Origin of the sequence: Lysinibacillus sp. G4S2 (assembly GCF_030348505.1) — a bacterium.
Classification (GTDB): Bacteria; Bacillota; Bacilli; order Bacillales_A; family Planococcaceae; genus Lysinibacillus.
In genome coordinates this window covers 417,873-436,224 of sequence record NZ_JAUCFJ010000002.1, presented here as the reverse complement: position 1 = coordinate 436,224, position 18,352 = coordinate 417,873, and the positions used below count along the sequence as shown (strand labels likewise).

The following is an 18,352-nucleotide window of genomic DNA, read 5'->3' as shown; positions in this document are numbered from 1 at the left end:
ATTTAACGGAAATTGATATCTACCACCCATAATTCAGAACGGCTACCTATTCGCATTGGAGGACCCCAAAAGCCAAAGCCTGATGAAACAAGTGTATGCATTTTCCCCTTCCTCTTATAACCATAATCAAGCTCAAATACACGAGCCGTTATATACTGATTGGGCCATAATTGACCTTTATGCGTATGACCTGACATATGGAAGTCTACGCCCATTTTGGCAGGCGTTATTAAATCATTTGGGGTATGATTCATTACAAACCAAGGTAAGTCATCTGTTAACTTCAATGCATCTAGTTGTTTTCTATCCTTGTTTGTAATATCCTCTTGGCCCGTTAATATTAACGCATTATCGATTCTAATAGTTTCGTCCCTCATAATCTTTACATTTGCGTTTTCCATCTCTTCAACAAATTCAGATATTTTCTTACCGTAATATTCGTGATTACCAAGTACACCATACACTCCGTATGTAGAAGTTAATTGCTTCATCACATCTGCCATTCCCTCTTGAACAAACCATTTGGGATCATCATCCACAATATCCCCAACTAAAAAAACGATATCCGGCTTTGCTTCATTCGATAAAGTAACAAAGCGCTGTAAATGTTTTTTATGTGATAGAACACCTAAATGAAAATCTGATGCCACTACAACTCTCAACGACTCTCGCTCACTACTCTTTTTATCCATCGTTATTTCTAAATGACGGACAACAGCAGAATAGGCTAAATAGGAGCCCACAATACTTAGTACAAGCAACATTGCAACTGCTATACTACCAATTATCTGTACACTATTAAAGGGACTTAGCCAAATAATAATGTTTGCTCCCAAACAAATCAATAATCCATATTCAAAAATGAACATCCAGTAATTACTAATAATTGAAAACGCTCGTAAAGACTCATGCAGTCTGCCAATAATAATACTAAATGAAATTATATACAGCACTAACCAATATAAAATTGGGTAACGGAACCATTCCATTGCCACAAGCCATTGCCTTAATCCCCAACCTAAGTAAAAAGTTAACGCACTATATATACTTATTAAAAGAATTCCACCAATTACTTTAGGCATATCTTAGTCCTCCACTTTCATATTTTCTTAATCGATTATAGCATTATACTTAACATTAATATTTGCATTAAGTACTTTCACTATTCTTCTTATAGAAAAAAATAGAGGAAAAAAGGATACCAATTGGCACTTTATATCAAGTGTACATCTTCCTTGTAATTCAATCGTATGATTTACATGACAATCTCTACTAGGAAAGTGACAATTTTGTAATCTAGGTGATTACTTACCCCTTTAGCTATATTAATGATTGTAAAACGTAGCGAGCGTAGCGTCAGCAACAATTGTTTTATCTGTGCGAAAGCGTAGCGTCAGCAACAACAAAGCCCAGTCGGAACGGAAATTAACCCTACGTTATGGTAATGAACCCCACTTTTTGATTAATGTACTTTAATTTTTTCCATTTTTTCAGTAACATAATAATAGCAAGAGAAAATTTACGCATTTACGAGCGAAAAAGGGGTGCTGTTTCAATGACAAGATATAAATTCGAATCAACAGAGCATGAGTTATTTCGTAAAACCTTACGTAAGTTTTTAGTAGAAGAGGCTGAGCCACACTATCCACAATGGGAGAAAGATCACCTTATTCCACTTGAGTTTTGGCGTAAGCTCGGGGAAATGGGTTATCTATGTCCTCAAGTAGAAGAGCAATACGGCGGTCTCGGGCTCGATTTTAGCTTTGGCGTTATAATCCAAGAAGAGCTTGAGCGTGTAGGTTCGAGCCTTATTGGTATTGGTTTGCATAACGATATTGTCGTGCCTTATATTGAGGCATACGGCTCACATGAGCAAAAATCACGCTGGCTGCCGAAATGTGTTACAGGCGAAAACATTACAGCAATTGCTATGACAGAGCCAGGCACAGGTTCAGATTTAGCAAACATCAAAACTACTGCTATTCGTGATGGCGATCACTATATCGTCAACGGACAAAAAACATTTATTACAAATGGTATTCATACAAATTTAGCGGTCGTTGCTGTCAAAACAAATCCTCAGGCAGAAAAAAAACATCGTGGCATTAGCCTTCTTGTGATTGAGGACGGGACACCAGGCTTCACAAAAGGCCGCAAGCTCGAAAAAGTCGGAATGCACGCACAGGACACAGCTGAGCTATATTTCGAGGATTGTCGAGTACCTGTAGAAAATCTCCTTGGTGAAGAAGGTAATGGCTTTATCTATATGATGGAAAAGCTACAGCAAGAGCGTTTAGCAGTAGCCATCGCTGCACAAACAGCTGCTGAGGATATGCTAGCCTTAACGATTGATTATGTAAAATCACGCGAAGCTTTTGGAAAATCAATTAGCGACTTCCAAAATACACAATTTAAAATAGCCGAAATGGCAACAAAAATTGAGCTTGGCAAATCTTTTTTAGAAACTTTAATAGAAGAACATATCGCAGGAAATGATGTTGTAACAAAAGTTTCAATGGCAAAATACTGGATAACGGAAAATGCACGTGAGCTTGCTGTCCAGTGTATGCAATTACATGGTGGCTACGGTTATATGGAAGAATACAAGATTGCTAGAAGATATCGAGATATTCCCGTTATGTCCATTTATGCAGGTACCAACGAAGTCATGAAAGTGATTATTGCCAAAAATTTAGGCTTATAACTACGCACTTTAAGGTAATAAAGCATGGCTCTTCGGCACAACGAGTGGTTGATTTCCGTCCCGACTGAGCGCTTGTCCGGGGGCATCCGATGAGCCGAGGTGACGGATTGAACAGCCAAAATCGTGGATAGAACCGCCAATGCCGAGAATGGCCCCGCCAAACGACGGATTGATAGACCGGAACGACGGATGAATGGGCCAAAGCGACGGAATAAACAGTCGCGGTGACGGATTGAATTCTGAGCGACGGATTGAACCGCTAAACGACGGATTGATAGACCGGAACGACGGATGAATGGGCCAAAGCGACGGATTAAACAGTCGCAGTGACGGATTGAATTCTGAGCGACGGATTGATGCGCCGGAACGACGGATGAATGTGCCAAAGCGACGGATTAAACAGTCGCAGTGACGGATTGAATTCTGAGCAACGGATTGATAGGCCAGAACGACGGATGAATGGGCCAAAGCGACGGAATAAAGTGTCGCGGTGACGAATTGAATTCTGAGCGACGGATTGAACCGACACTACCGTGGTAGAACAGCCACAATCGTGGATAGAACCTCCACAATCGTGGATAGATCAGCCACAATCGTGGATAGAACCGCCTCAACCGTGGATAGAACTGCCACAATCGTGGATAGAACCGCCTCAACCGTGGGTAGAACCGCCACAATCGTGGATAGAACCGCCTTAACCGTGGATAGATCAGCCACAATCGTGGATAGAACCGCCTTAACCGTGGATAGATCAGCCACAATCGTGGATAGAACCGCCTCAACCGTGGATAGAACAGCCATAGCGACAACATTCAAAAGGATTTACTCACATATTTTATTTTTCAACATAACGAAAACAGCGGCAAATACGTTTGCCGCTGTTTTTTTGTCTATGCTGCTGGAATTCGGACGATTACTTTAAATAAATCTCCATCTATTTCTATACTCATACGAGCGCCGTGCAAATCTACAATGGATTGTGCGATAGCTAAACCGAGCCCTGAGCCCTCTGTATGGCGCGAAGCATCTGCTCGCTTAAAGCGTTCAAATAATTCATCGGCATCCTCGCTAATTTCATACTTTGCGACATTCTTTACTGTGAATTCCGCATCGCCCTCAGGAGTATGTTTTAATGTCACATAGACACGTGTGCCTTCTAATGCATATTTCAATACATTGACAATTAAATTATCGATCAGTCTCCACCATTTTTGACCATCTACATATGCGTAAATTGGCTCAGGAGGATTTGTCATTCGTAAATCTAAACGTGCCTTCGCTAAATCTTCCTCATGCTCCCCTACTGCCTGCTGAACAAGCTGATTTAAATCAACTCGACTACGATGGAGCTCAATATTACCACTCGCCATTTTTGATACTTCAAAGAGATCCTCTATTAATACTTTTAGACGCTCTGATTTTTTATCGAGAATATGAATATATTGCTTACGCTCTTCCTCTGTAATATCAGGATTTTTCAGTAAATCGGTGTACGTAATAATGGATGTTAACGGTGTGCGTAAATCATGACTAACATTCGTAATTAGCTCTGTTTTTAATCGCTCACTTTTTGCCTGCTCATGCATGGACGTGCGTACGCCTTCTCTTAAATGATTAAGATTTTCTGCATGCCCTGCAAGTTGTGATTTGCCCATTACCTTCACATCACGATTTAAACGTCCTTCCGCCATGTCTTTTGTATCCTTCATAATTCGGTTTAAATACCCCGTTCTAGAGAGGAAGAGAATCATGGCTGGTATACCGATTATTGCGCAAATGACAAATACAAAGAAAGGAAAACCGCCACCTCTTGCCATTGTAGCGACAAGACTTCCACCACCGAAAAATGCTGCTCCAATCATTACAATGGAATGTAATGCGATGGAACGATTTATAAATAAATCTGTAATTGATTCGCCTAGTGACCATAAATAGCTAGCTTTTAAATTCTCCTCTAATTTCTGTGCTGTATTCACTCGATCATACAACCAGATTAGCTGAATAAAGAATACGATCGCAAGAATCATTAAGACGCCTGCTTCAAATAGTATATCCAAAATAAAACGTACATAATTGTATTGATTGTAAAATTCAATTGATTCCATAACAACATGTGATGTAAACCAATACATAGAGCCAGTTATGAACAACAATCCAATTTGGAAATCAATTTTCAGCTTTGCAAAAGCTTCTTTTTCCTTTATACCTAGTACCATTCGCAGTACTTCTTTACGTCCTTTCCATGCAAAAATAGCCGCTACAATACTCGTTAACCATATAAAATAGAAAATGTATTGATTGCGCTTAAAATGGTCATAATCCTCCATCACAACTGCAGATTGTGCTGGTTTTTTTGAGATTGATATGATGCCAGTATAATCAGCAGTTTCTCTAAGATTATCTGTGTTAACAGAGACATCATTTTCATAAAAAACATGGTCCAAATTTCTACTAATATTCTCAGTAGTTAATGGATGCTGCTCAGTGTACTTTATTTTATATACGTTACTGTCCGAAACATCGCCTGAACTATATGTTTTACCTGTTTCAGTGTTCGTTAATTCATAAGACCAATACTTATTATCCTTCACAAATCTCTTTGCTGCATCTTGTGCTGCCTTTATATATTGATCAACGAGTGCTTCCTTATCAGCAAGAATTTTCTTACGGACATGCTCATCATCCTCAAAGTTTGTCGTAATATCTTTAATTTTCTCATCTCGCTCTTTCTCTAGCTTTGTTTTTAAATCCGTTGCATTTACATTAGTAGCTTCTTGAATGCGCTCTTCATATTGAGCTTTAATATTTTCTATTTGGTATCCTAATGTTCCATAGCGATTACGATGCTCTTCAATTTCATTTTGCGTAACCTCTATTTTACTTTTCAAATCCTTTGCAGCTGGTACATTTAATACTAATGGTCCTAACTCTGACTGAAAATTTTCAAGTTCATGCTGGAAACTTTCAGATTGGAAATAGGACTTTCCAATATATTTATACCCGATATTGGAGAATGTAAATATACCGAAAATCACCCAGATTAAACATAGTAGAGCGAGAAGAGGTTTCCAATTTTTTAACATACTTTTAACTCCCCTCTAAAAAATTCTCTCAAGCAATTGTAGTACCTCTGAAGAGCGGGCATTTACTAGCTGATACGCAAACACACCGAAATAAATTAGCCCAAAAACCGCTGCTACAAACCCTGCAATTGTAACATACTGTTCTATTTTATTTTTCCATTTTATAGCCAACGCCCCACACCACCTTTAAATAGCGTGGATTTTTCGGATCTGCTTCGATTTTTTCACGTATTTTTCGAATGTGTACTGCCACAATATTTTCTGCATTGTAGGCTTCCTCATTCCATACACGCTCATAAATCTCTCTAATTGAAAATACACGCCCTGCATTTTTCATTAATAATTCCGTAATTTTATATTCGATTGGTGTTAATCGAACAGGCTCTCCTTCTAAAATAACTTCCTTGGCGTCTTCATCCAATACAAGTCCGTCGATTTCCACCTTAGCCGCTCCATCATTGTACGTCCCAAGTTGTACATATCGTCTCAGCTGTGATTTTACCCGAGCCAACAATTCTAATGGATGAAAAGGCTTTGTGACGTAATCATCTGCACCTACAGACAATCCATGAATTTTGTCACCATCCTCTGCCTTTGCACTAAGCATAATAATGGGAATATTGCGCTCTGTTCTAATTTTAAATGTCGCTGTAATTCCGTCCATATTTGGCATCATAATATCTAAAATAATTAAATGTACTTCATTGTTTTCTAACTTTTCAAGTGCCTCTAAGCCATCAGCAGCTTTAATCACATGGTAGCCTTCATTTTTTAAATAGATTTCAATACCATCACGAATATCTTGATCATCATCTGTTACAAGAACTGTTAGTTTCGTCATGATATACACCTCGCTCTCAATTAATAGTGTACCTTTTAAATCTTAAAAACCAGTTATTATAAAAATGAAGAATTTCTTAAGTTTTGAATGAATTTCATCACTATGACGTGGGGTGATTTCCTAGGGGCGTCCGATGAGCCGCGTTGCTCCAATCAAGCTATATACATTGCTACGTTTCAACAAGTGTAATAAGCCAATAGCAATAAAAAAGATTGTATTGTATGACTTGTTCTCAAACCTTTTTTCGCCCTCCTAATGTCAATACAACAATACCACCTAATAACATTACAACACCAATCCAGGAAGTCATACTTAAATATTCCCCTACTAAAAATACACCGAGGATCGCTGCAGTTAAAGGCTCTGCTAGTGATAGTGTAACAGCCGTCGATGAATTAACTTTCTGTAGACCATTTAAAAACAGCAAATAGGCCACGCTTGTACACATAATCCCCATGAAAAGCATCGTCCATAAGTTATGTGTAACGGCTAACCAGCTAAAACCTTCACTTATCGAAAATGGCAGTAAAAATAACGTACAAATTGAAAACGTCATCGCCACTGCTGGTAGTGCCTCCTCTTGTGTCATAAGCTTTTTACTAATATTTGTGTACAATGCAAAGGAGAGACCTGCACAAAGAGCTAGTCCGATACCTCCCATATGAACAGCCTCTTCCCTATTATTAACAAATAATAAAATACACCCGAGTATGGCCATTATCGTTGCTATTCCCCACACCTTTGTTGGCCGTGTTTTCCATAGTATCCATTCCAAAACACCTGAAAATACAGGAGCACTACCAATCGTTGCAACTGTTCCAATAGCTACACCCGTTAGACGAATTGATGAGAAAAAAAGACCTTGGAATATTGCAATACTCGCGGCAGCTAAAATTGTCCATTTCCACGACCATTTACGAAAGTTAATTTTACGTAGCAAAATAGTAATAGCTAATAATAGTCCGCCACCAATCGCAGAACGAACTGTTGCTACTGCTATCGGAGATGTTCCATCATCTAAAAATGTTTGTGCAGTTCCTGTCATGCCCCACAATATAGCCGCTAGTAGCACGAAAAATGGATACATTTTTTATTTCCTCCTCGACCTTTACACTCATTAACATTAATAATACAGATTTATCCAATATCAAACAATTACCATATTTCTTTTTCTTTCTTTTAAAGGGACGTTATAATAAAAACAACAAAAGGAGCGAAAATTATGTATAAAACAATTGAAGAAACAGCCATTGAACTTGGTGTGCCAGAGGATCAAATACTGCGCCTAGTTTATGAGGGACGTATCCGCTCAGTGTATGATGGGGACCAAATACTGATTAATAGCGGACAGTTCAGCACATACTTTGAGCAGTTAGATCGCATTAAAGAGGAAATCGAAATTTGGCGTAATACACCTATTCCCGAGGATATTGATGTTAAAGATGAGGATTAAAAAATGCCTATCATTCAAACAAATGAATGATAGGCATCTATACGTTCTTCACCTATTATATTGTTACTACAAATCCAGCTCGCTTACCGATAATTTCCGCATAATCCTCAACCATCACACTCGCTGTTGGATACATACCTGCTCCAGGTCCAATAAGCGTTAATGTGCCAATATAATTTGTATCCAACGCTACAGCATTATTGACGTCATCAACTGGATAAAGTGGGTGTTCTTTATCCACTAATTGTGGACCAACTTTTGCGAAGACTTTACCATCAGCCAGCTTCTCAACCTCAGCAACGTGGCGGTAACGCAAGCCCCTTTCACACGCTTCTTTCACTTGCTCTGCTGAAATACTATCAATCCCAATCACTTCTACATCTGCCCAATCTGGTTGTTCACCAAATGCCAAAGCACTTAAAATCATTAATTTTTTAAAGGCATCCTGGCCTGATATATCATTATATGGATCTGCCTCTGCATACCCTAAATTTTGTGCCTCTTTTAAAGCTCTTTCGAACGACCAGCCTTGAGAACGCATCTTCGTTAAAATATAGTTGGATGTGCCATTTAAAACGCCCTGAATACGACTAACATCATTGACAAGCAAAATGTTTTTCATCGTTTTAATAACAGGCACACCACCAGCTGTTGTTGCCTCAAAGCCTACAAAAACACCGTTTGCTTTGGCAAGTTCCTGCAGCTCTAAGCCTCGCTTTGCAAACATTACTTTGTTAGCCGTGATGACATGACATTTATGTTCAACAGCGCGCTTTAAGTAAGTAAATGCTGGTTCCTCATTCACGATCGCCTCAAAAACAACTTGCATACCCGGTTCTGCTACGACTTCATCCATACTAGTTGTCATTAAATGCGCTGTACCCGGTACACGTTCACGGCTAGCGTCTGTCACTAAAATTTTCGCTACTTCCAGCTCAATTCCTAATTTATTTTTAAGCTCTTCACGCTTTTCGTTTAATATATGGTAAATTCCTTGACCTACCGTTCCAAATCCTAATATAGCTGCCTTTATAGTTGCCATTCCTGTATTCCCTCCAACTTACATTCCGCAGTTTCATTAAATTTATTTCGCCTTAGCTTATTTCGTACAGATTTTGAATTGTGCGCCGACTTTACAAAGCAGGTCAGATTGCCGTATTTCTAATACTTCATTTTCAGTCATATATTTAGTCGTGGTATTTTCGCTCTCACCATCTGTGGAAGTTCTTTATAGCTGACGCTTCCGGTACAAAAAATATTTGCTGAAAGAAGTTAAAAAATATGTGAAACACAAACAAATTCAAATAATTCAAAATTCAACTTAAAGAAAATTGTAACGCAAATACATACATTGCACAAGAAAAATCTTTCTAGGATGGACATTTGTTTTCCCTAGACGTGCAAAAGAAATCGTTTTCATCCCTTTTATCATATGATTTTTCAGTAGTTCTATAATATTTGAACAAAAAATGACGATTCCCGCTTCCGTGACACCCGCTGATAGAAGTTAAAAAATGAATGCCTTTCTTCTATTATATATATGTATGTTAAGACATCCAAAAGAAGTGTTCTTTTGAAATATAGTACTAAAAATATTTAAAAGGTATGCCAGTCTATCTCTTCACTTTTTAAAAAAGCTCATTCCCTGTAGCAGCAGAGAATGAGCACAAATTATATGAGGGATAATTAACTAGCTTTTGCTAGCAATTTATAACGATATTTTGTTAATGCTTGTTGTACTAGTCCTATTTCTTCTTGCGTAAGATTTGGTATTGCATACGTACGTTCAACTAATTGGAATGTACCGTATTTTAAGTAATACTCTGTCGCAGGTAGAGGTATATGACTTGCTCCATAGCTTTTATAAGCTTCGAAAACTTCTTTTACTGTATAATCTTCTTCTTTGGCATAAATGATTTCCTGAAAAGCAGAATGTCCAAAGGTTTGTTGCCATTTACTATCAACCGATGCAAGTATGTTTTGAATGGACATGTTGTTCACAAACACATGACCTTCATTTAACTCATAAATAAGATAAGATGCAATGTTTTGTGCACTATAAACATTTCCCATTGAAAACACTCCTTTATCATCAGTTTTTAGTTAAGAGTAGTTGCGGGCTGAGCAACTACCCCTCTTCATATATTCAAAAGTGGGGGAGCACTTTGAAAACAAATTGGTTCTAGGTTGGTAGCCTTTAGAACGTTTAACTTATTTCCTAGTATAATACAAGGATTTAAATAAATCAATAATACTTATAAAATTACTAGGTATTATTCGTGAATATTTTCAAATATCTTACCGAATGAGGCAAGCGGTTGATGCCGCAACGTTTTACGTATTACCAAATGAGGCCTATCGAATGAGAAAATACGTAAACGCTACAACATTAGCCAATTTTCATTAAGCTTCTATTGTTTGTTGAGAAGCTGTTACTTGTTCAATAGCTTGTTCTAAATCTGCAATAATGTCCTCTACTGCCTCTAAACCGATTGATAAGCGAATGAGCGACTCGGTTACGCCAGTTTGGATTAACTCTTCAGCTGATAGTTGCTGATGCGTAGTAGATGCCGGATGAATAATTAATGATTTGGCATCCCCTACATTTGCTACGTGCGAGAATAATTTCACACTATCAATTAGTTTACGCCCTGCTTCACGTCCACCTTTAATACCGAATGTAAGCACTGAACCGAAGCCATTTCTCAAATATTTTTTTGCTAAATCATGAGTAGGAAAATCTTCTAAGCCATTGTAATTTACATATTCCACAGATGGGTGGTTTCGTAAATATTCAGCTACTGCCAATGCATTTTCATTGTGTTTTGGAATACGCAAATGAAGCGTTTCTAAACCTTGTAATAAATTAAATGCTGCATCTGCACTCAACGTTGGTCCAAAGTCGCGTAGTAATTGTACACGCAGTTTTGTGGCAAATGCAGCCTCTGCTGTGTCAATACCATAACGCAAACCGTGATAAGAAGCATCTGGCTCAGTAAAGCCTGGGAAACGTCCACGAGTCCAATCAAACTTTCCTGCATCTACTACAACGCCGCCTAAAGTTGTACCATGTCCGCCAATCCATTTTGTTGCGGAATGAACGACGATATCTGCACCGTAGTCAATTGGTGTAGAGCCATATGGTGAAGCAAATGTGCTATCAATAATTAATGGTAAGCCGTTTTCATGTGCTATATTCGCTACTGCTTCGATGTCTAGCACTTTTAAACTTGGGTTACCGTAAATTTCAGCGAACACCGCTTTTGTTTTATCAGTAATAGCTGCTCGGAAATTTTCTGGATTTGTTTCATCTACAAAATTCGTTTTAATACCGTAGTTTGGTAGTGTATTGGCAAATAAGTTATAAGTACCTCCATATAAAGAGCTAGCTGCGACAATTTCATCCCCTGCCCCTGCAAGATTTAAAATTGAAAATGCAATAGCTGCTGCACCAGATGAAAGTGCTACCGCTGCTGTACCGCCTTCTAATAAAGCGACGCGTTTTTCAAAAACATCTACAGTTGGGTTTGTAATTCGTGTGTAAATATTGCCAGCTTCCTCTAAGGCAAAAAGACGTTGCGCATGAGCAGTGTCTTTAAAAACGAATGCCGTTGAGCGATATACGGGCACTGTACGAGATCCTGTTACCGGGTCTGGCTCCTGGCCACCGTGTAACAGCAATGTTTCTGGTTTAAAATTTGTCATTATATACCTCCAAATGGTTATTTTTTTACGATGGTACCGGAGATGAGGAGGATTTTTTCAGTAGAAAACAAAAACCCTCTTCAGTAAGAAGAGGGTTGCGGTTGCAAGTTTTCCTCCCCTTATCTGCCAGATCCAAGTAAGAATCTGTAGGAATTAGCACCTTAGCAAGTTCGTCACTTACTGGTTGCCGGGCATCATAGGGCCTATCCCTCCGCCGCTCTTGATAAGAGTATGAGATTCAATTTCCATCGTTGTTACACAGTATAAACATAGACTTTTTTTCTGTCAACACTAAAATTTTATTTTTTCCGAAACTTCTGTCTGCTTATATACGTATTACGAACGCATACACTATTTTAGTATTTATTGGTTTATCACCAAAAGTTTGGGATGAAATTTGTTAAAACGTATGCCATTTATCTTCATTCAGTAGAAGAGCCCCACCCCTGAAAGTGGAATGAATTGTGCGGGCACAATTCAAAAATCTGGACGCATTGTTTATCTGTGCGAAAGCGAAGCGTCAGCTACAATGCGCCCAGCCGGCACGGAAATCAATCCCACGTTATGGTGATGAGCCTATTTATTTTGAAAGGAGGACTTTTATGGTAAAAGCCGTTATCATTTTTCTACTTGTTGGTTATTTAATTGGCTGTATCCACGGCTCTAAAGTAGCGCAGTTTTTATCCGGGGTAGATTTAAAAAAGACTGGGCATGGCAATGCAGGTGCTTCCAATGCAACACTTTCCCTTGGATGGAAATACGGCGTATTAGTTGCACTTATCGATATCGGTAAAGGTGTAGCAGCTATTATAGGTGCCCATTTCTATCTAGCAGATGCAACACATTTAACAGAAGTACAAGTTTGGTTCTTAAGCTATATTATAGCTGCTGGTGTCATCCTAGGTCATAATTTTCCATTTCACATGGGCTTCAATGGCGGTAAAGGAACTGCATCAATCATAGGAATATTACTTGCAGTTGATTGGAAAATTGGTTTATTTGCACTTATTTTATTTGTTATTTTTTCTTTCGTGACGAACTATTTAATTGTCGGTGTACTTGAATTTTATCTTGTTTTTTGTACAGCAACATATTTATGGATTCCTGGAGTAGGCCCAACGATTATAGCTCTACTACTTTTTAGCATAGCAATCATTTTGCATATCGAAAATATCAAACGCTTAATTCAGGGAACTGAGCCAAAAGTGACTTCTGCATTTAAGAAAAAGAAATAATATTACTTTAGGGTTTTCGTCCTTTCTATGACCACATATTTTCTCGCAATCGCCTATTATTGCTATAACTAGAGAGTATTTCATATAAGATTTTTATTTACAATAAATATACAAATTACTTTCTTAAAAAAGTATATTACTAGCCGATGTTATGGAAAATAATAGTTATTGATAGAAGAAAGGATGAAAAAAGTATGTCTACTTCTGAACAAGCAAAACCGAAACGTAATTTGAAACCGCTCTGGATTGGATTAGCCTTTGCTTCACTGTTTATCATTACTTTTTTACCTAACAACGGCGATTTACCTATAGCTGGACAACGAGCCTTGGCCATCTTAGCTTTCGCAGTCATCCTTTGGGTTACAGAAGCAGTATCCTATCCCGTTAGCTCTACCATGATTATTGCACTCGTTACAATTTTATTAGGTCTAGCTCCGTCAATGGAAGATCCAACGACACAACTTGGAACATCAGAAGCGCTAAAATTGGCATTAAGCGGGTTTAGCAATTCTGCAGTTGCACTAGTAGCCGCAGCTCTTTTCCTAGCAGCAGCTATGCAAATTACCAATTTACATAAACGTCTTGCGCTATGGATACTTTCACTAGTTGGGACAAAAACAAAAGCCATTGTATGCGGTGCTATTTTAGTATCGATAGCACTCGCATTCTTTGTCCCTTCTGCTACTGCACGTGCAGGCGCAGTTGTGCCAATACTACTAGGAATGGTAGCAGCATTTGGTTTACCACGTGATAGTCGCCTTGCTGCTTTACTTGTCATTACCTCTGTGCAAGCTGTCTCCATTTGGAATATCGGTATTAAAACGGCGGCAGCTCAAAATATGGTCGCTTTAAATTTCATCAAAGAACAGTTTGGTGTGGATATTTCTTGGGGTGCTTGGTTACTTTACGCTGCCCCCTTCTCAATCATCATGTCAGTGGCTCTATTTTTCATTATGATTACACTGATTAAGCCTGAAACGAATAATATTGAAGGTGGTAAGGATGTCATTAAAAAGCAGCTTGCGGATCTTGGTCCATTAAAAGCTCCCGAAATTCGGTTAATCATAACATCGGTAGTTTTACTATTTTTCTGGGCTACTGAAGGAAAACTTCATCCATTCGACACTACAACAGTCACAATCGTTGCAATTGCCATTTTATTAATGCCAAAAATCGGGGTCTATACTTGGAAGGAAGTTGAACCGCATATTCCTTGGGGAACAATTATCGTCTTTGCAGTAGGAATTATGCTAGGAACGGTTTTACTTAATACACAAGGCGCATCATGGTTATCTGATAAAGTATTCGGTTCACTCGGTTTAGATTCTATGCCAATTCTAGCAACAATCGCAATTGTTACTTTATTTAATATTCTTATTCACTTAGGCTTTGCGAGTGCAACAAGTTTAGCATCTGCACTTGTGCCAGTATTTATCGTTTTAGCTTCAACGTTAACGGTCAATGTCGATCAGGTTGGATTCGTTATCGTGCAACAATTCGTTATTAGCTTCGGCTTCCTCTTACCTATTAGTGCACCGCAAAATATGCTTGCCTACGGTACAGGAGCTTTTACAACAAAGGATTTCTTAAAATCTGGTATTCCATTAACGATTTTTGGATACCTCCTAGTTCTGCTATTCTCCGCAACGTATTGGAAATGGATTGGATTATTGTAAGAAGGAAATTTGTAGCTAGACTTTTCTGTGGGCACCTGATCACTTCGGGGCTTACCTGAACGTTTTGTCGGCTTACCTGAGCGTTTTGGAGACTTACCCGATCACTTTGGGGGCCAACCCGATCACTTTTTCGGCTTACCTGATCACTTTGCTGGCCTACCCGATCACTTTGACGCCTTACCCGATCACTTTTTCGGCTTACCTGATCACTTTGCTGGCCTACCCGATCACTTTGACGCCTTACCCGATCACTTTTTCGGCTTACCTGATCACTTTGACTGCTTACCCAATCACTTCGGGGGCCAACCCGAGCGCTTTGTCGGCTTACCCGATCACTTAGTCGGCTTACCTGATCACTTTGGGGGCCAACCCGATCACTTCGCTGGCCAACCTGATCACTTCGCCGGTCCACCCGATCACTTTGACAGCTAAAAAAAGCCTTGAAGGAACAAGTCAACTGTCCTTCAAGGCTTTCTTCAATTTATTATTTCGACAATGCAGGGTCCTTCATCGTCCCATTTTTTGCGTAATTTACATGCCATGAAAGTGCTTTTTCGAGATTGTGTGGCGTTTGGTGCCCACCTGTTGCTTCATTGGCATCGTTAAAATACTTCCATAATTGTTCATGATATTCTGGGTGTGCACAGTTATCGATAATAAGCGCAACCCGTTCTTTTGGCGCAAGCCCACGCAAGTCTGCTACTCCCTGCTCTGTTACGATTACGTCTACATCATGTTCTGTATGGTCTACATGGGATACCATTGGGACGATACTAGAAATATTTCCGCCTTTTGCGTAAGATTTTGTGACGAAAATACCTAATCGTGCATTACGCGCAAAGTCTCCAGAACCGCCGATTCCATTCATCATTCTTGTGCCAGAAACATGCGTAGAATTCACATTCCCGTAAATATCTACTTCAAGCGCCGTATTAACGGAAATTAACCCGAGTCGGCGAATGATTTCTGGTTGGTTAGAGATTTCTTGCGGACGTAATACTAATTTATCTGCATATTTTTCAAAATTACTATAAACTCGGTTTCCAACTTCCTCGGAAAGAGTAATAGAAGTAGCAGATGCAAAGCTTACCTTGCCTGCATCTATTAATTCAAATACCGCATCTTGTAGTACTTCTGAATATACTTCCAAGTTCTCAAACTCAGAATCTTTAAAGCCTAATAATACAGCATTTGCTACTGAACCTACACCTGATTGGATTGGTCGTAAGCTCGTCGTTAAACGACCTACTTTTATTTCCTCACGTAAGAAATTTAATAAATGGTTGGCCATAATATCTGTTTCTTCATCAGCAGGAACGATTGTGGATGGTGCATCTAAAATATCTGAAATAACAATACCTTTTACTTTATCTAAGTCTAGTGGAATGCCAATTGTGCCAAGTCGATCCGATACATCTTGTAATTGAATTGGATCACGTTTCCCCTGTGGTCCTGGTACAAAAATATCGTGCACACCCTCTAATGCATCAAGCTGAGCTATGTTCAACTCTATGATTATTTGGTCTGCCTCTTGCACAAAAATCGGAGAGTTACCAACTGAAGTTGTAGGAATTAGTAAGCCGTCTTCTGTAATGGCAGCCGCTTCAATAATCGCAAAATCAATAGGCCCAATAATACCTTGGCGTACTAGTTCCGCATTATGTGAAAGGTGCGCATCAACGAATGTAATTTCACCTCTATTGATTTTATTACGAATACCGGCATCTGCTTGGAAAGGCCCGCGTTTACGAATAACGCCAGCTTCTGCTAAGTATTGGTCAACTTCAGGACCTAGCGAAGCACCTGTATATACATCTACCTTGAAGCTCTCTTTTTTAGCTTTCTCTACAAGTGCCAGAGGGACCACTTTAACGTCACCAGCACGTGTAAATCCGCTCATCCCAAGTATCATACCATCCTCAATCCAAGATGCTGCTTCTTCTGCTGTTACAACCTTACTCCGTAGCTGTTCATTACGAAGCTTTTTCGCTAACTTTTCTTCCATCCCTTATTCCTCCATCCCACTTTATTTTTGTTCAACTAGATTACTAGGCTTAATCCACTTGGTATATACATCCATTTATTGTAAATCCAAACAAATAAACCACTCACACTTAATTCTATATTATTTAGAATTTTTAATCTATATCAAATGAAATATTTAATTTTACGAGAAATATTATGCATTCGCACTTTTCTCACAAATAATTTCAACATCTAATAAATTCGATTTTGAAGAAAAAGCGTGATATGCTCTTGATATATAAGGGGAAAAGGAGATTTTTTAGATGGTTAAACAATTATTACGTAACCACTCTTCGGTTCGTATTTATGATGGAAATCAAATTTCAAAAGAAATTATTGAAGAATTAATTGCCACTGCACAAATGGCTGCTACATCACATTTTGTACAAGCTTACAGTGTTATTTGGGTAACAGATGAAGAGAAAAAGGAAAAATTAGGTTTACTCTCTGGTAATCCCCGTCAATACGAAACTTCTGGCGGTGCCTTTGTCTTCTGTGTAGATTTCAAACGTCTTCAAACTGCAGGCAAATTAGAAGGTGTAGACATCGTGGCGGATTCGGCAGAAAACGTACTTGTTGGAGTAGCTGATGTATCATTATTCGCGCAAAACTTTGTCATTGCGGCAGAGTCTATGGGATATGGTATTTGTTATATTGGCGGAGTGCGTAATAAGCCTGAGGAAATAAGCGAATTATTCAATCTACCTGATTATGTATTCCCGCTATTCGGCTTAACAATTGGGGTTCCTGCTCGTCGCAATGAAGTAAAACCTCGTTTACCGGTTGCAGCAGTATTACATGAAAATGAATATAATGCAGAAAAATACGAGGAGCTTTTACCGGCTTACAACGACACAATGGAAACATACTACAATAATCGTTCATCAAATCGAAAAATTGATAACTGGACTAAGCAAATGGCGGATTTTTTAATTGATCAACGCCGTCCTCATATCAATGAATTTTTAGCAAAAAAAGGTTTCAATTGGAAATAATTTTCTGTGTGGAGTTACTATCGTATGATAGTAACTTCACTTTTTTCATATACGCCCCCATTCTAGTATTTTTGTCTTTAGCCGTATGTTAAATTTAGGTATAAATTAAACGAAAAGACACTTTCTTTTTCCAGCAATTCTATTACTATTAATAGATGATACCAATATAAAAAGGAGCTATGCAAATATGTCCTATGCCAATAAACATCTTGCTCGTATCTTAGAACAACAACATAAGCGAAGTGTAAGAGGTTTATTTTTTAAAATCCAAGATTTAAATAATGATTGCACATTATTAAGAAAGCGACTTGAGCCACATATCGACTTAACTGTTTATAAGAATGCTATTGATTATGTCAATCAATTCGTTGCCCACACTACTATCCTCAACTTAAAATTCATTACAAATACGCAAAATCTAGAGGTGGTTGTGTTACATACCCTTTTATTAGCGCATATTTTAGACAACGAAAACTCTTATTCTTTTGAGTATGAACATACATTACTTCAAGGGTACATACATGAAATATTTGAATTAAATGATCATGCAAAGACACTTTATACTAATCACCAGGAAAAAATGTTTCACTATATGGAATCTCAACCAACATAAAAAAGACGATCTTCGTAGCGCA

General features: G+C 38.5%; 18 protein-coding genes and 1 riboswitch. Of the genes, 7 read left to right on the top strand and 11 right to left on the bottom strand.

Annotation, left to right across the window (positions count from 1 at the left end; genetic code table 11):
- Positions 1-2: 2 nt before the first annotated feature.
- Positions 3-1,082, bottom strand: a complete 1,080-nt coding sequence (locus QUF91_RS02485) for a metallophosphoesterase (protein ID WP_289416732.1) — start codon at positions 1,080-1,082, stop codon at positions 3-5.
- 473 nt (positions 1,083-1,555) lie between these two features.
- Between QUF91_RS02485 and QUF91_RS02480 the strand changes: the two genes are divergently transcribed.
- A complete protein-coding gene (locus QUF91_RS02480; protein ID WP_285397379.1) occupies positions 1,556-2,704 on the top strand; it encodes an acyl-CoA dehydrogenase family protein in 1,149 nt (382 codons plus the stop codon).
- Positions 2,705-2,713: 9 nt separating this feature from the next.
- On the opposite strand, the gene QUF91_RS02475 is transcribed toward QUF91_RS02480, so the two are convergent.
- The 6 genes from QUF91_RS02475 to QUF91_RS02450 form a co-directional block, all read right to left on the bottom strand.
- Positions 2,714-3,172, bottom strand: a complete 459-nt coding sequence (locus QUF91_RS02475; protein WP_289416731.1) for a hypothetical protein — start codon at positions 3,170-3,172, stop codon at positions 2,714-2,716.
- A 60-nt stretch (positions 3,173-3,232) separates the two neighbouring features.
- On the bottom strand, positions 3,233-3,520 hold the full coding sequence (locus QUF91_RS02470; RefSeq protein ID WP_289416730.1) for a hypothetical protein: 288 nt from the start codon (positions 3,518-3,520) through the stop codon (positions 3,233-3,235).
- Positions 3,521-3,594: 74 nt separating this feature from the next.
- On the bottom strand, positions 3,595-5,787 hold the full coding sequence (locus tag QUF91_RS02465; protein ID WP_289416729.1) for a sensor histidine kinase: 2,193 nt from the start codon (positions 5,785-5,787) through the stop codon (positions 3,595-3,597).
- Positions 5,788-5,802: 15 nt separating this feature from the next.
- Positions 5,803-5,958, bottom strand: a complete 156-nt coding sequence (locus tag QUF91_RS02460; RefSeq protein ID WP_285397375.1) for a hypothetical protein — start codon at positions 5,956-5,958, stop codon at positions 5,803-5,805.
- Entirely contained in the window at positions 5,936-6,628 is a 693-nt protein-coding gene (locus QUF91_RS02455; protein WP_289416728.1) for a response regulator transcription factor, read from the bottom strand. The genes QUF91_RS02460 and QUF91_RS02455 overlap by 23 nt, the downstream gene beginning before the upstream one ends.
- A gap of 232 nt (positions 6,629-6,860) precedes the next feature.
- Complete coding sequence (locus QUF91_RS02450) at positions 6,861-7,715, bottom strand: DMT family transporter (protein ID WP_285397373.1); 855 nt, start codon at positions 7,713-7,715, stop codon at positions 6,861-6,863.
- Positions 7,716-7,850: 135 nt separating this feature from the next.
- Between QUF91_RS02450 and QUF91_RS02445 the strand changes: the two genes are divergently transcribed.
- A complete protein-coding gene (locus QUF91_RS02445; protein WP_289416727.1) occupies positions 7,851-8,081 on the top strand; it encodes an excisionase family DNA-binding protein in 231 nt (76 codons plus the stop codon).
- Positions 8,082-8,136: 55 nt separating this feature from the next.
- Here the strand turns inward: QUF91_RS02445 and QUF91_RS02440 are convergent, their stop codons facing one another.
- From QUF91_RS02440 to QUF91_RS02430, 3 genes are all read right to left on the bottom strand, one after another.
- Positions 8,137-9,123: a homoserine dehydrogenase gene (locus QUF91_RS02440; RefSeq protein ID WP_285397372.1), complete on the bottom strand. Its 987-nt coding sequence runs from the start codon at positions 9,121-9,123 to the stop codon at positions 8,137-8,139.
- A gap of 644 nt (positions 9,124-9,767) precedes the next feature.
- Positions 9,768-10,154, bottom strand: coding sequence for a hypothetical protein (locus QUF91_RS02435; protein WP_285397371.1), 387 nt, complete (start codon positions 10,152-10,154; stop codon positions 9,768-9,770).
- 330 nt (positions 10,155-10,484) lie between these two features.
- On the bottom strand, positions 10,485-11,786 hold the full coding sequence (locus QUF91_RS02430; protein ID WP_289416726.1) for an O-acetylhomoserine aminocarboxypropyltransferase/cysteine synthase family protein: 1,302 nt from the start codon (positions 11,784-11,786) through the stop codon (positions 10,485-10,487).
- Positions 11,787-11,902: 116 nt separating this feature from the next.
- Positions 11,903-12,016, bottom strand: a riboswitch (SAM riboswitch).
- A 372-nt stretch (positions 12,017-12,388) separates the two neighbouring features.
- Between QUF91_RS02430 and QUF91_RS02425 the strand changes: the two genes are divergently transcribed.
- The 3 genes from QUF91_RS02425 to QUF91_RS02415 all read left to right on the top strand — a co-directional run bounded on the left by QUF91_RS02425 (position 12,389) and on the right by QUF91_RS02415 (position 15,037).
- Positions 12,389-13,021, top strand: a complete 633-nt coding sequence (locus QUF91_RS02425; protein ID WP_289416725.1) for a glycerol-3-phosphate acyltransferase — start codon at positions 12,389-12,391, stop codon at positions 13,019-13,021.
- 194 nt (positions 13,022-13,215) lie between these two features.
- Entirely contained in the window at positions 13,216-14,697 is a 1,482-nt protein-coding gene (locus QUF91_RS02420; protein ID WP_289416724.1) for a DASS family sodium-coupled anion symporter, read from the top strand.
- 64 nt (positions 14,698-14,761) lie between these two features.
- Complete coding sequence (locus QUF91_RS02415; protein ID WP_289416723.1) at positions 14,762-15,037, top strand: hypothetical protein; 276 nt, start codon at positions 14,762-14,764, stop codon at positions 15,035-15,037.
- A 144-nt stretch (positions 15,038-15,181) separates the two neighbouring features.
- Here QUF91_RS02415 and QUF91_RS02410 read toward each other — a convergent pair whose 3' ends face one another.
- Positions 15,182-16,702 carry a succinyl-CoA:acetate CoA-transferase ScpC gene (locus tag QUF91_RS02410; protein ID WP_285397367.1) on the bottom strand — a complete coding sequence of 507 codons (1,521 nt, stop codon included), beginning with the start codon at positions 16,700-16,702 and terminating at the stop codon, positions 15,182-15,184.
- A gap of 283 nt (positions 16,703-16,985) precedes the next feature.
- Between QUF91_RS02410 and chrR the strand changes: the two genes are divergently transcribed.
- Positions 16,986-17,717, top strand: coding sequence for a class II chromate reductase ChrR (gene chrR, locus QUF91_RS02405; protein WP_285397366.1), 732 nt, complete (start codon positions 16,986-16,988; stop codon positions 17,715-17,717).
- Positions 17,718-17,904: 187 nt separating this feature from the next.
- A complete protein-coding gene (locus tag QUF91_RS02400) occupies positions 17,905-18,330 on the top strand; it encodes a hypothetical protein (protein WP_289416722.1) in 426 nt (141 codons plus the stop codon).
- Positions 18,331-18,352: the final 22 nt, after the last annotated feature.